The organism is Acetobacter malorum (genome assembly GCF_002153605.1).
GTDB classification, from domain to species: Bacteria; Pseudomonadota; Alphaproteobacteria; order Acetobacterales; family Acetobacteraceae; genus Acetobacter; species Acetobacter malorum_A.
In genome coordinates this window covers 101,300-114,811 of the sequence record NZ_JOPG01000005.1, presented here as the reverse complement: position 1 = coordinate 114,811, position 13,512 = coordinate 101,300, and the positions used below count along the sequence as shown (strand labels likewise).

Here is a 13,512-nt window from a genome sequence, read left to right as displayed (position 1 = left end):
CTGTCCTCAGGGATTCCTACCCTACCCGATCCGTTACATCGACCCCTTTCAGACCAAGAGCACCTGTCATGACGTCTTCTTCCAGTTCTCCCTCTTCCCGCCTCACCTACCGTGACTCTGGCGTGGACATTGAAGCCGGAGAAGCTTTGATTGACGCCATCAAACCCGCAGCCAAGGCAACAGACCGCCCAGGCACCATGGGGGGGCTGGGCGGATTCGGTGCTCTGTTCGACCTGAAAGCCGCCGGCTTTAAAGACCCGGTGCTGGTGTCCTGCACGGACGGGGTGGGCACCAAGCTCACGCTGGCCATTGAAACGGGTCTGCATGAAACCGTGGGGATTGATCTGGTCGCCATGTGCGTGAACGACCTGATTGTGCAGGGCGCGGAACCACTCTTCTTCCTTGATTATTTTGCAACGGGCCGCCTGTCTGTTGAAAGTGCCGCCAAGGTTGTGCGCGGCATTGCGCAGGGCTGTGAGCAGTCCGGCTGTGCGCTGGTAGGCGGTGAGACGGCAGAAATGCCCGGCATGTATGCCGATGGGCATTATGATCTGGCTGGCTTCTCCGTTGGGGCCGCAGAACGCTCCGCCCTGCTGCCAGCTGGTATTGCAGAGGGTGACGCACTGATCGCCCTGCCCTCCAGCGGCGTGCATTCCAACGGCTATTCTCTGGTGCGTCGCATTGTAGCCGATGCCCATCTGGCCTGGACGGACCCGGCAGCCTTCGCACCCGGCAAAAATCTGGGTGAGGCCCTGCTCACCCCCACCAAACTCTACGTCCGCACGGTGCTGGATCTGCACCGCGCTGGCCTGCTGCATGCCGCAGCACACATCACCGGCGGGGGGCTGCCGGGCAACCTGCCTCGCATTCTGCCCGACGGGCTGGACGCCGTGATTGACGCCGCATGGCCGGTGCCGCCCGTCTTCAACTGGCTGGCCCGCACTGGTGACGTGGCAAATGAAGAAATGCTGCGCGTGTTTAACTGTGGCGTAGGCATGGTGCTGATCACCCCGAAACCGGACGAAGTTCTCGCCCGACTGAAAGGACTGGGCGAGGAAGGCACGCTGATTGGCCATATCGCCAAAGCTGCTGACAGCGCCGCCAAGGCTGGCCTGAAGATGGTTGCATCCCCGGATTTTCACGCAGCATGAGTGAGACGCCTAAAACCCCGGTCGCCATTTTGCTCAGTGGCCGGGGCAGTAACGCCACGGCCCTGATTGAGGCCTGCAAACAGCCGGATTTTCCGGCCCGCATCTGCCTTGTGCTGAGCAACAAACCAGACGCGCCGGGGCTGGACATGGCCCGCGCCGCAGGGCTTGAGACCGTGGCGATCGACCACCGCCTGTATAAAAAAGACCGTGAGGCGCATGAACGCGCCGTAGATGCCGCCCTGCGGAAAGCCGGAGCGGAAGTGGTCTGTCTGGCGGGCTATATGCGCCTGCTGACCCCGTTCCTCACCACCCAGTGGGCGGGGAAAATGCTGAACATTCACCCCAGCCTGCTCCCTGTCTTCCCCGGCCTGCACACGCATGAGCGCGCGCTGGAAGCCGGCGTGCGCATCCACGGCTGCACCGTGCATCTTGTAACGGAAGGCATGGATGAAGGCCCTATTCTCGGGCAGGCAGCAGTCCCTGTTTTGCCGGGTGATACGGCTGACGCCCTTGCTGCACGGGTGCTGCGGCAGGAACACCAGCTCTACCCCGGCGTGCTGCGCCGGTATCTGGACAAGAGCCAAGCCCCCACATCAGCAGACGCCGCCCTGTTGGTGGCGTAATGCTCCGGCAGGTCTGGCCTGCCATTTTCCTCCGCCTTTATGGCCTGACCTGATTGCCTGAACAGATAGTGAGCTGATGACAGCAGAACCCCGCCGCCCCCGTAACCCCAGACGCAATGCAGCGCGCCGCAACAACGCCCCACAGCCTGCTGACCCCACGCGGGACGTTGCGTTTGATATCCTGTGCGGCGTGGTGGAACACCGGCGCATGCTGGAAACCACCCTGTCCCGCTCCGCCAACGAGCACGAGGCCCCGCCGCGTGACCGTGCAGCGGCTCACCGTCTGGCCGCCGCCACGCTGCGCCACATGGGCACGCTGCGCACGGTGCTGGAACCCTTCCTGCGCAAGGAACCGCCGGAGCCTGTGCGCGTGGCGCTGATGATGGGCTGCGCGCAGCTGCTGTTTCTGGAAACGCCGCCGCATGCTGCCGTCGGCACCACAGTTTCTCTGCTGCGCCGCCGTAAGCTGGCCCCGTTTGCAGGGCTGGCCAATGCTGTGCTGCGCAAGGTGGCCGATCAGGGACCGGCTCTGCTGGAGGGGCTCGATCAGGCGCGCCTGAATATTCCCTCATGGCTGTGGAGTTCCTGGAACACGCTGGGCAAAGGGGCCGCGCGCGCCATTGCTCAGGGGATTAGCCATGAAGCCCCGCTGGACATTACCCTCCGCCCCGGCGCAACCGCACCGGAAGGCGGCGAGGAACTACCCAACGGTTCCGTCCGCTTTCCCGCTGGCACCCGCGTAACGGAACTGCCGGGTTATGAGGAAGGCGCATTCTGGGTGCAGGATGCCGCCGCAACCCTCCCCGCGCGCCTGCTGGCGGCCAAACCGGGCGAACGGGTGGCCGATCTCTGCGCTGCTCCGGGCGGGAAAACCGCCCAGCTTGCCGCCACCGGCGCGGACGTGACGGCTGTGGAGCAGAACGCCACCCGTCTGCTGCGCTTGCAGGAGAACATGGCGCGGCTGGCCTACCCTGTGCAGATTGTGCAGGACGACGCCGCGACATGGAAACCCGATGCGCTGTTTGATGCCATTCTGCTGGATGCACCCTGCTCCGCCACAGGCACGGCGCGCCGCCACCCGGATGTGCTGTGGGTCAAACGTCCGCGTGATCTGAATGCGCTGACAGCCGGGCAGGACCGGCTTCTGGCTGCGGCCAAATCCATGCTCCGCCCCGGTGGGCGGCTGATTTACGCCGTGTGCTCCCTGCAGGATGAGGAAGGTCCGGCCCGTGCCCGTGCTGCTCAGGAGATGGGGCTGGTCCCCTCCCCCTTTACGCCGGAAGAACTTTCCTTTCTGCCGGAAGCCCTTACGCCGGAAGGCTGGCTGCGCACGCATCCGGGCCTATGGCTGGACAAAGGCAGCATGGACGGGTTTTTTGCAGCCCGCTTCATCATACCTGCGTAACAATCTTCCAAACGCGCTTTAACAGAGTTGCGTCGGGCGGCGGGATTGCGGATAACAAAAGTTATGCACTCCGTAACCCGCCCTCTTATTGCCCCCAGCATTCTTGCCGCCGACTTCGCCCGTCTGGGCGAGGAAGTGCAGGCCGTGGCCAATGCCGGGGCAGACTGGATTCATCTGGACGTGATGGACGGGCATTTTGTGCCCAACATCTCCTTCGGCCCGCAGGTCGTCAAAGCCCTGCGCCCGTACAGCACGCTGCCGTTTGACGTGCATCTGATGATCCAGCCTGCGGACCCGTATCTGGAAGCCTTCGCAAAAGCGGGTGCGGACCATATCCTCATCCACATTGAGGCCGGGCCGCATGCCCACCGCTCGCTCCAGCATATCCGCGCGCTTGGGGCCAAACCCGGCATTGTGCTGTGCCCGGCTACCCCGCCAGAAGCTGTGAGCGAAATTCTGGATCTGGTGGATGTTATTCTGGTGATGAGCGTCAACCCTGGGTTTGGCGGCCAGAAATTTCTGACCAGCCAGCTCCCCAAAATCCGCCGCCTGCGGGAGATGATCAAGGCCACAGGCCGGGACATCCGTCTGGCCGTAGATGGCGGAATTGACCCGAAAACCGCCCCGCTGGCGATAGAGGCCGGAGCGGATGTGCTGATTGCCGGAAGTGCCATTTACGCTCAGCCGGACTACGCCGCCGCCATAGACGCTTTGCGCTCTCACGTTACAGCATGATGCAGATCATTCCGCCCCTTTGCTCAGGGCTTTATCACGTCTGACAGACCCGCTGTCTTCCCTGCCCTCTCACTTCGGAGCACTCCCTGCCTGATGCCCCTGCGCCGCTGGACCCGTGATGCCCGTCTGACCTTTGCCATGCGGAACCCGCTGGGTGGTTTTAGTCGTGTGCCTGCCGCACCGGCCCTGACATTACGAGACCTCTGGCCGGGGGACCCTCTGGTGGGTGAGCGGCTGGTGCGGAACCAGAGCCTGTTTGAAGGCGTTGTGCGCAACCTCCAGCATTTGCAGTGGGACAACCCCAACTGGCCGGAAGCCTATCGCCGTTGGCTGCAAGGCTTTACCTGGCTGCGGGACCTGCGGGAACTGGGTGCGGAATCCGCCCGCATCAAGGCGCGCAGCATGGTCGCCACATGGATTGGCCAGCCTGCCTCTGAACGCCCGATTTCTGACCCGTCCGTAACCGGCGCGCGTCTGGCCGCATGGCTCTCCTATTACGAATTTTTCGCCGCCGCCGCGGATGATAATTTCCGGCAGAACCTGATGGCCGCGCTGATTATGGAAGCGCGCTCCATCATGGCGCTGATGCCGGAGGAAGCCCGTGGCTGGCGTGCACTGACAGCCCTGAAGGGCCTGCTGGCCGTTGCTGTTGCCATTCCTGACCATCCGGAATTTCTGTCCCGCTATCTCAAGCTGATCGATCAGGAAATTGATCAGCAGTTTCTTGCTGATGGCAGCCACATCACCCGCTGCCCGGAAGACCAGTTTCAGGCCGTGCGGGAACTGGCGGAAATGCTCAGCATTCTCCAGACCGCCCGCCTGCCTCTGCCGACCCGCCTGATGGAAGTAGCAGACCGTGCCGCGCCAGCCCTGCGCGCCATGCGGCATGGGGATGGCGGGCTGATGCTGTTTAACGGCAGCCGCGAGCGTGACCCGCAACTGATCGAGCAAGTGCTCAATCGCGCCTCCCGCGGGCGCGTCGTTGCCGCCAGCCAGCCGGAAAGCGGGTATATCCGCCTGACCAGTGGCCGCACCATGCTGTTTGCTGATGCCGCAGGCCCCGCCCCGGCGGGGTATGACAGCACGGCCCATGCTGGCATGCTCTCATTTGAATTCTCTTCTGGACGCCAGCGGATTATCGTCAATTGCGGGGCCAGCACACAGCGCGGCTGGGCTGAAGCATTGCGCGTCCCGGCAGCCCATTCCGTGCTGGAAATGGGCACGCTCTCCCCCATTACGCGCAACCAGAGCGGGGCTATTACCCGCAGACCAACCGTCACCCGGGCGCAGGCCTCGCAGGATGGGGCGCACTGGCTGCATATGACGCATGATGGCTATAAGCCACAGGGCGGCGGCGTGTACTCCCGCCAGCTTTATCTGGGCAAAGATGGCCAGACCCTGCGCGGAGCGGAAGCACTGGAAGGCACAGAGAGCCGGGATTTCTGTGTGCGGTTCCATCTGCACCCTGAAATTACCGTGGAAGAAATTGAACACGGCTTCCTGCTCTACACGCACGAGGAAAGCTGGCTGTTTCAGGCCAACGTCCCCGCCTATCTGGAAGACAGCGTTTATCTGGGCAGCGGTGAGCGCGTGGACTCCCTGCAAATTGTCCTCTGCCCGCCCGAAGCACCAGAACCTCCTGAAGAACGCGCTGCCGCAGAAGAAGAGGCTCTGGAAACCGAAGCGGACAACGCAGACCACGCCGAAGCGCCTACGCAGGACGAACCCCACCCGGAAGACGGTGGCGCATATCCTGGCGAGCATACCGGCACCTCGCCGGAGCAGGACGCTTTTTACGGGGAGACTCCCGCAGCACCAGAGCACGAGGCCTATCCGGCGGAAAACGAAGCCACGACCGGGCACGACACGGCACCTGACTATGCAGACCACGCTTACGGCCAGACAGACGAGCAAGGTTATACGCAAGACGGCCACCCCTACCCCGCCGCTCCACAGGATAGCGAAGAGGATGCCTTCAGCCCGCTCCTGCATGACGCCCCTCCCGCCGACAGCATGCCGTATCAGGCCGCCAGCACGAGCGGCCTGAGCCATACGGACACTTCCGAACCGGTCACGCAGGAAACACCGAGCATGGCCGAGACTCTGTTTGCCGAAAATGGTGCGGGTACTGACCCTGCACCACAGATGGAAAGTCTCACAGATCACGAGGCCTCTGCGCCCACATCCTCCAGCAAACCGGCTGACGCAGCCTCATCCACTCCGACCATGCGCCCGGTCCGCTGGGCACTCACGCTGATGACTGAGTAAGGCCGGGCGTGAAAATTCTTGAAATCACGAACGTCGATTTTTCCCTGAACCACTTTCTCCTCCCCCTCATGCAGGCTTTACGGGATGAGGGGCATGAGGTGGTGGGGGTTTGTGCGGATGGCCCGTTGGTGGCTCCGCCCCGGCAAGCCGGATTCCGGGTGGAAACGCTGCCCTTTGCCCGCTCTTTTTCTCCTCTGGCGCAGGCGCGGGCCTTCTGGGCGCTGGTGCGGCTGATCCGGCGAGAAAAGCCGGATATGGTGCATGCCCACATGCCCATCAGCGGTATTCTGGCCCGCGTGGCCGCCAAACTCTGTGGCGTGCCGCGCATTGCCTATACCTGCCACGGTTTTCTGTTCAATCAGCCGGGGTCTGTGCTGCGACGCGGACTGGCGCTGGTGCTGGAATTTTTCTGCGGGCGCATGACGGACGTCTATCTCACCGTCTCGCAGGAAGAAGCGGACGATGCCCGGCGGCTGCATATCGCCCGCAACCCCATCGCCATTGGTAACGGGCGGGACAGTGCGCGTTTTCGGCCAGACCCGGCAGCCCGCGCACACATCCGTCAGGAACTTGGTACGGCCGCCGAGACGCCGGTTATTGTCGTGGTCTCCCGTCTGGTGCGCCACAAGGGGTATCCGGAACTGCTGGAAGCCATGCGCAGCGTACCCGAAGCCGAACTCTGGGTGGTGGGCGAACGCCTGACGTCCGACCACGGTGCGGCACTGGACAGCTGTTTTGCCGAAGCACAGGCTGCCCTTGGTCCGCGCCTGAAATGTCTGGGATATCGGGCCGATACGGCTGCGGTTCTGGCCGCTGCGGATATTTTCACGCTGCCCAGTCATTTTGAAGGGCTGCCCATGTCCATTATCGAAGCGATGATGACGGGCCTGCCCGTAGTCAGCACCGATATCAGCGGCCCGCGTGAGCAGGTCGTCTCAGGGGAAACCGGCCTGCTGGTGCCCCCCGCTACAGTTGCGCCGCTCGCGGCGGCCCTGCGGAAGCTGGTGCAGGACGCCCCCCTGCGCACCCGCATGGGGCAGGCCGGACGCCAGCGCGCTCTGGCGCTGTTTGAAGAAAAGCAGATTATTCAGAAAACAGTGCAATTACTGACCAGCCGCTGAGCGACTGACAGAACGATGGGCGCAGGCGAGAGGCTTAAGGCCTCTTCATACCCCTGCGCCACATCTCATCCCAAAATTTATTTGGCAGCCGAATGGGCTTTTGCGCTACCGCTCTGCTCACCGGAGGACTGATCCGGCGTTTTCAGCATACGGATGGTCAGACGAGAAGGAGATGCCGCAATGCGTGCACCGCCGCGCGTGTAGTCCAGACGAATCCGCACGCCGTTGTCGTTTTCCATCAGCTGACCGCTGACGCCACGACCCACGGTCGCCTCACCGGAGAGGGCCCAGAATGTGCCGGCGAAATCTTCAATCCGCTGAAGATTATAGACCTTGCCTACACTATCACCGGACGAATAGCCGATTGCTGCGGCGGAAGCGCCCTTGACGGAGAACGGATAGGTCCGCCCGCCGTAAGTCAGAACCCCGTGGCCCCACGTATAACCCACGCCAAGATCGGCTGAGCTGGTGTGAAATGAGACTTCACCCGTTACAGGCCCAAGCGTCGTCTGGGCACAGGCGGTCAAAGACCATGTGCCACACAAGGCCAGGGCAGTCGCAATGTGAAGGGATGCAGAGCGCATCAACAGGCTCCTTGCTTCAGGATGGCGGCCGCCAAAGTCCGGGGGATCCAGATGCAGCGCCTTTTCGTATTGCCATGTTTTACGGAAAGAAGAAACACGGCAAGACCATAAAGACAGTAACCTTTTTAAAAAGATATCCTGCCTCTATTCAGCAGTCCACACAGGTTCCTTGAGTTCTTCCACAAAAGCGCGGTGCGCCGCCAGTTCTTCCGGTGTGGGCACAACCCGCACAACCCTGCGGTTCACCGGCCCTTCATACATCACGGCGGGACCGTGGCTGCCATCCGCCACCAGCCCCAGACCGTGCTGGCGGCCCCCCATCAGCTCCACATACACATCGGCCAGCAGTTTGCAGTCCAGCAGCGCGTTATGGGTGGTTCGGGCAGACAGATCGATGCCAAAGCGGCGGCACAGCGCATCCAGACTGTTGGGCATGCCGGGGAAGCGCTCACGCGCCATGTCCAGCGTATCCACCATCCGGCTCATATCCAGTGGCTTGCGTCCGGCCCGCTTTAGTTCCGCATTCAGAAAGCCAAAGTCAAAGCGGGCGTTGTGGGCAATCAGCTGGTCATCACCAATAAAACTGAGAAATTCGTCCACAACCTCGGCAAATTTCGGCTTCCCCTCAAGGTCCGCCGCCGTAAACCCATGCACGCGGGAGGCCTCTTCCGGCACGTCCCGCTCCGGGTCAATCAGCACGCGGAAGCTGCGGCCTGTGGGCAGGTCACTCACCAGTTCAAGGGCGGCAATTTCAATCACCCGGTCCCCGGTGGCCGGGTCCAGCCCTGTGGTTTCCGTATCGAACAGAATGGAGCGTTTCATGCCTTCAGTGCCTTAATCAGAGAGCGAACCTGCCGCTGCGTTGCGCCCAGAGAGACCCCGGTGTCTATCACCGTATCCGCCAGCCGTCTCTTTCTGGCATCTGGCATTTGGCGTGCCATTAGCCGCCGGGCCTCTGCTTTTGGTAAACCGCGCCGCCGTGCCACGCGCTCGGCCTGCAAACGTGGGGGCGCGGAAACCACCAGAACATGGTCACACACGCGCTGTCCGCCCGTTTCAAACAACAGCGGGATATCCAGCAGCACACAGCGCGCGCCCTGCCGTCGGTTGCGCGTAAGAAACGTCTGCCGGGCCGCCTGCACCATCGGGTGAATAATTTTCTCAAGCTGCCGTAACAGACCGGGCGTTTCCGCCACGGCGCGCCGGAGAACGGCTCTGTCCAGATGCCCCTCCACCACAGCCTGAGGCACAAGGGCCGCTATTGGCCCAAGGGCTGGCCCATGGTCAGCCTGAAGCTGGCGCACGGTGGCATCGGCATCAAACACCGGAACCCCTGCCTGCCGAAACATCGCGGCCACGGTGCTTTTGCCCATGCCCATCCCGCCTGTCAGCCCCACCACTTTCATGCCGCGTGTTTGCTCCTTGCGCCCAAGACCCTGCCCCTGCCGCCTGTTAAAAGCTGGCCATCACCGTCGCTTCTGTTTCCGCATCCACCACCGGGTCCTGCCCAAACCATTCACGGAAGCCGAGGCGCGCCTGATGCAGCAGCATGCCCAGTCCCCCCAGCGTTTTCAGACCGTGCCGTTCTGCCTCGGCCAGCAGCGGGGTCAGGCGCGGCACGTAAACAATGTCCGCCACAACCAGCTTATGAGACGCAGCTTTCAGAGACGGACGGAACATCGGGTCCGGTCCGCCTTCCATGCCCAGTGAAGTTGTGTTTACCAGCAGGTCAAACCCACCAAGATCCGCTTCCCACGTCTCCCACGGCACAACATCCAGCCCCGGCAAAACTGCGGCGAGGCTGTCAGCCCGTGCCTGCGTGCGGTTGGTGACAGACACATGCAGTCCCCGGTCCTGCAAAGCCGCCGCGACCGACCGCGCAGCGCCCCCGGCCCCCAGCAGCAACGCCCGGCCTGATGCCGGGAGGCTGATGCCACTGGCATCCATGCTGGCCACAAACCCTCCGCCATCGGTCGAAAGACCTCGAATCCGGCCATCCTCTTCAAACACCAGCGTATTGACCGCCCCGGCCCGCTGGGCGGACGGGTCCAGTTCATCCGCCAGCGCACACGCGGCTTCCTTATGCGGAATGGTAACATTCGCCCCCCGGAACCCGGCAGCCTGCAAACCCCGCACGGCAGCCTCAAACTGTTCCGGCTTTACGGGCAGCGGCACATACGCGCCATCAATCCCGTAGCGTCGCAGCCAGTAATTATGCAGCGCGGGAGAACGAGAGTGTGAAACCGGCCAGCCCAGCACCCCGGCCAGACGCGCCTTGCCTGTGATGATCTGAGGGTTAGCAGAAGCGGAATCGGGATTTTTAGTCATGCTGTTCTCGGGTGTTTCAGGCGGGAAAGACGGAGGCACTCCCCCTCCGCACACAGGGCGAAAGGACGCTCCTGTTTCAAGAGGTGGCTCAATCAAACACTAAGGGCAACAGGCGCGGAGGCAAAGGCCGCACGCCTCTCTGGCAGGTTATCGGCTGGCCTGACCTGCCTGCTTCACGGACGCCGGGGGCGCTTGCTGATTATCCTGCACGTTAAGTGTCTCTGCCGTCTGGCCAGGCCCATAGGTTTTGCAGAACTGCGCCCACGCTTCCGGCAGCAGGCGCGCCAGACGCTCGGCCCAGTCTTTCTGGCCAGCTTCATCGGCAATCAGATCCTGCCGGATTTCAATTTCCAGATGCGGCAGCTGCCGCTTTTCGCCATGCAGCGGAATGGTGTAGTCGGACGTATCGGTCAGCGCATAAGGCTCGTTGTCCCCCACCGTCAGCCCATCCTGCCGCAGCAGGTCAAGCATAATGTGAGCCAGACGCGAATCATGATTATGCAAAATCCCGGCATGCCAGGGGCGTTTGAAACCCCGCATTTCCGGCGTGAAGCTATGCAGCGCCACAACAGCCGTCGGGCGACCTGCTTTCAGGCGGGCATCGAGTTCCTGCGTAATACGAGAGTGGTAGGGATGCAGAATGGCCTCATGCCGGGCGGCAATCTGCTCTGGCGTCAGCCCCTCATTGGCAGGAACGGGCGTGCCGTCGCTCAGGGTGACAATGGAGGTCGGGTGGCCGGGTGCGCGGTTACAATCAATCACCAGCCGGGAATAAACCTGCTCAATCAGCACGGCAGGCAGCAAAGCGGCCAACTGACGGCCCACGCCATCAATCCCGATATCCCAGCCGATATGGCGCGCGCGTTCTTCCGCACTCACGCCCAGATCGCCGAGGGCGGGCGGCACGGCGCGACCGGCATGGTCGCTCACCAGCACAAACGGGCCGCCCTGATCGGTGCCATAGACGGCAAAACTTGAAGCTGTTTTTGCGTTACTGCCTGTCATCCTGCGTCCTTCCATCAAACAAAAAGGCCACCACGGGCTAAACCGGGCGGCCTCCTGCTCAGCTCTCCGGCGTTTTGCCAGAAGCCCTCATGCCTCAGCCTTTGGCGGAAGAGACAACCACGCCAGCTTCATCAGCCTGAGCGCGTACCAGACCGGCATCTTCACCCGTCAGGCCTTCATCATCCAGTTCCGCGTCCGTCAGGTCATAGACCAGATAGACCGGGTCGGACCCGTCCAGCGATTCTTCGCCGCCCAGATCATAGGAACGGGTTGCCACATACTCAGAGCCGCGCATTTTCTCTTCGATTTTCTTTACGGCTTCAATCGGGCTTGCAGACTTCGTGACTTCCAGCAGCACATTCGGGCCGGGATCAATCACAGCGTAGGTCGTAAGTTTGTTCGTTGCACTCATAGTCATGAACTCCTTGGAATCCTGTTCCTCTTGCCTGCGCAAGATAGGGATGATCCCGCGTTACGAAAACCCATGCCGCGTAGCAGGGCAGCCCCGCCCTCACAACAGGTGATAACGGCATCATGGCGTATCGTCATGGTTTGCGCCACGGCGCGCGCATCAGTAGGGTGCACGCTTTGCACGCTGCACCCACGGGGCACCACACCCGCCGGAGGCAGCACACAGACACTTTTAAGGATACGGGTTGGGGCATGACATGTCTCTGAGCAGCACGGACACCACCACGGCCTCCGGGGCCAAAGCAGACGCCAACATGCAGTGGGGCGGCCGGTTTGCCGGTGGCCCTTCCCAGATCATGCAGGCCATCAACGCCTCGATCGGGTTTGATAAAGCCATGTGGAAGCAGGATATTGCAGGGTCTCTGGCCCATGCGGCCATGCTGGCCCATACCGGCATTATCTCTGCCGAGGATGAAGCCGCCATCCGCGACGGCCTGACGGCCATCGGCAGGGATATTGAAGCCGGTCGCTTTGAATTTTCGGAAGCGCTGGAAGATATTCACATGAATATCGAAGCCCGCCTGTCCGAACGGATTGGCGAGCCGGGCAAACGCCTGCACACCGCCCGCTCCCGCAATGATCAGGTGGCGACAGACTTCCGCCTGTGGACGCGTGACGCGCTGGACGGACTGGACCAGCAGGTGGCCTCCCTGATGCGCGCCCTCGCCCGCCGTGCGGAAGAGCATGCGTCAGACCCCATGCCCGGTTTTACACACCTGCAAACCGCACAGCCCGTGACCTTCGGCCACCATCTGATGGCCTATGTGGAAATGCTGGCGCGGGACCGTGGCCGCCTGGCAGACACCCGTAAACGCCTGAACGAATGCCCGCTCGGCTCCGCAGCGCTGGCTGGCACGTCCTTCCCCATTGACCGGAAGATGACCGCCCGCACGCTGGGCTTTGACCGCCCGACCGCCAACTCGCTCGATTCCGTCTCGGACCGGGATTTTGCGCTGGAATATCTCTCGGCCCTGTCCATCATGGCCATGCATCTCTCCCGTCTGGCGGAAGAGATTGTCATCTGGTGTTCCTCACCGTTCTCCTTCATCCGGCTGTCCGATGCGTTCACCACCGGCTCCTCCATCATGCCGCAGAAACGCAACCCGGATGCTGCTGAGCTGGTCCGTGCGAAAACGGGCCGCATTACCGGCAGCCTTGTCAGCCTGCTGACAGTCATGAAAGGCCTGCCGCTGGCTTACGCCAAGGATATGCAGGAAGATAAAGAGCCGGTTTTTGCCGCAACGGATGCAGCCGCTCTCTCCCTCGCCGCCTGTGACGGCATGGTGCGGGACATGACGGCCAACACGGCCCAGATGCGGGCGCTGGCTGGCTCCGGCTTCTCTACTGCCACCGACATTGCCGACTGGCTGGTGCGGGTGCTGAAGGTGCCGTTCCGCACCGCGCATCATGTCACGGGGCGGCTGGTTGCCAAGGCTGAAGAAAAAGGCGTGGATCTGGCGGATCTGTCTCTGGCAGAAATGCAGGTGGAAGAACCCGGCATTACGGACGATATCTATTCCGTGCTGACGGTTGAGGCCTCCATCGCCTCCCGCACCAGTGAGGGCGGCACCGCAGGCAGCAATGTGCAGCGTGAAGCCCGCAAATGGCTGGCTGCGCTGGACGCTGAACCCGCAGCAGAGAACAAAGGGGCCTGAGCATGAAGATCCGTCTGATTGTCAGTTTTCTGGCGCTGGTCGTGCTGGCCCTGCCGCTGAGCGGCTGCGGCAAGAAAGGCTCCCCCCACGCGCCGGGGCCGCAGGATAAAATCACTTATCCGCAGAGCTATCCGCCGGCAGACTAAGCCTGCGCCACTGGCATGAT

Annotated in this window: 14 protein-coding genes; 8 read left to right on the top strand and 6 right to left on the bottom strand. The window is 62.4% G+C overall.

The annotated features are described in order from the left end of the window. Positions 1-68: 68 nt before the first annotated feature. From purM to HK23_RS02285, 6 genes are all read left to right on the top strand, one after another. Positions 69-1,151, top strand: a complete 1,083-nt coding sequence (gene purM / locus HK23_RS02310; RefSeq protein ID WP_086652728.1) for a phosphoribosylformylglycinamidine cyclo-ligase — start codon at positions 69-71, stop codon at positions 1,149-1,151. Next, positions 1,148-1,774 (top strand): phosphoribosylglycinamide formyltransferase, encoded by a 627-nt coding sequence (purN, locus tag HK23_RS02305; RefSeq protein ID WP_086652727.1) that lies wholly within the window; start codon positions 1,148-1,150, stop codon positions 1,772-1,774. Before purM ends, purN begins: the two co-directional genes overlap by 4 nt. 76 nt (positions 1,775-1,850) lie before the next feature. Beyond that, positions 1,851-3,179 (top strand): RsmB/NOP family class I SAM-dependent RNA methyltransferase, encoded by a 1,329-nt coding sequence (locus HK23_RS02300; RefSeq protein WP_086652726.1) that lies wholly within the window; start codon positions 1,851-1,853, stop codon positions 3,177-3,179. Positions 3,180-3,242: 63 nt separating this feature from the next. Further along, a complete protein-coding gene (gene rpe, locus HK23_RS02295; protein WP_086652725.1) occupies positions 3,243-3,914 on the top strand; it encodes a ribulose-phosphate 3-epimerase in 672 nt (223 codons plus the stop codon). A 93-nt stretch (positions 3,915-4,007) separates the two neighbouring features. After that, the gene (locus HK23_RS02290) at positions 4,008-6,182 is read left to right on the top strand and encodes a heparinase II/III domain-containing protein (RefSeq protein ID WP_086652724.1); all 2,175 of its coding nucleotides are present in this window, start codon (positions 4,008-4,010) and stop codon (positions 6,180-6,182) included. A gap of 8 nt (positions 6,183-6,190) precedes the next feature. Beyond that, on the top strand, positions 6,191-7,303 hold the full coding sequence (locus HK23_RS02285) for a glycosyltransferase family 4 protein (protein ID WP_086652723.1): 1,113 nt from the start codon (positions 6,191-6,193) through the stop codon (positions 7,301-7,303). Positions 7,304-7,380: 77 nt separating this feature from the next. Here the strand turns inward: HK23_RS02285 and HK23_RS02280 are convergent, their stop codons facing one another. From HK23_RS02280 to HK23_RS02255, 6 genes are all read right to left on the bottom strand, one after another. After that, on the bottom strand, positions 7,381-7,887 hold the full coding sequence (locus HK23_RS02280) for a hypothetical protein (RefSeq protein ID WP_256940020.1): 507 nt from the start codon (positions 7,885-7,887) through the stop codon (positions 7,381-7,383). Between the two features lie 144 nt (positions 7,888-8,031). Further along, a complete protein-coding gene (gene dnaQ / locus HK23_RS02275; protein WP_063908040.1) occupies positions 8,032-8,709 on the bottom strand; it encodes a DNA polymerase III subunit epsilon in 678 nt (225 codons plus the stop codon). Continuing rightward, entirely contained in the window at positions 8,706-9,293 is a 588-nt protein-coding gene (coaE, locus tag HK23_RS02270) for a dephospho-CoA kinase (RefSeq protein WP_086652722.1), read from the bottom strand. The genes dnaQ and coaE overlap by 4 nt, the downstream gene beginning before the upstream one ends. A 46-nt stretch (positions 9,294-9,339) precedes the next feature. Then, the gene (locus HK23_RS02265; RefSeq protein WP_086652825.1) at positions 9,340-10,215 is read right to left on the bottom strand and encodes a shikimate dehydrogenase; all 876 of its coding nucleotides are present in this window, start codon (positions 10,213-10,215) and stop codon (positions 9,340-9,342) included. A 147-nt stretch (positions 10,216-10,362) separates the two neighbouring features. Beyond that, on the bottom strand, positions 10,363-11,220 hold the full coding sequence (locus HK23_RS02260) for an N-formylglutamate amidohydrolase (protein ID WP_086652721.1): 858 nt from the start codon (positions 11,218-11,220) through the stop codon (positions 10,363-10,365). Between the two features lie 94 nt (positions 11,221-11,314). Beyond that, positions 11,315-11,632, bottom strand: a complete 318-nt coding sequence (locus HK23_RS02255; RefSeq protein ID WP_231888449.1) for a hypothetical protein — start codon at positions 11,630-11,632, stop codon at positions 11,315-11,317. Positions 11,633-11,888: 256 nt separating this feature from the next. On the opposite strand from HK23_RS02255, the gene argH reads away from it, so the two are divergent. Further along, positions 11,889-13,346, top strand: coding sequence for an argininosuccinate lyase (gene argH / locus HK23_RS02250; protein ID WP_086652720.1), 1,458 nt, complete (start codon positions 11,889-11,891; stop codon positions 13,344-13,346). Between the two features lie 2 nt (positions 13,347-13,348). Then, a complete protein-coding gene (locus HK23_RS14480) occupies positions 13,349-13,492 on the top strand; it encodes a hypothetical protein (protein ID WP_167347365.1) in 144 nt (47 codons plus the stop codon). The last annotated feature ends 20 nt before the right edge of the window (positions 13,493-13,512 follow it).